A 237-nucleotide genomic window follows, 5' to 3' on the forward strand; every position below is an offset into this window, starting at 1 on the left:
CCCCCCCCCCCCCCCCCCCCCCCCCCCCCCCCCCCCCCCCCCCCCCACAAAACAAACACCCCCCCCCCAGATTAGCGAGTGTCTCGTGGGCTCGGAGATGTGTATAAGAGACAGTCCCGACACCGACGAGTTGTTCCTGGTGCTAGAGGGACGGCTGACCATCCAGTTGCGCGAGGGGGACGTGGAGCTCGGCCCGCACGACGTCTTCGTGGTTCCGCGAGGGGTGGAGCACTGCCC

The 237-nt window shown here is 69.6% G+C and carries 1 protein-coding gene; it reads left to right on the forward strand.

The features are described from left to right. Positions 1-97 precede the first annotated feature (97 nt). The coding region (locus ACPYOG_RS20710) for a cupin domain-containing protein (protein ID WP_481295939.1) at positions 98-237 on the forward strand (140 nt) is incomplete at its 3' end.

The organism is Leifsonia sp. HAY1-4F (assembly GCF_056755275.1).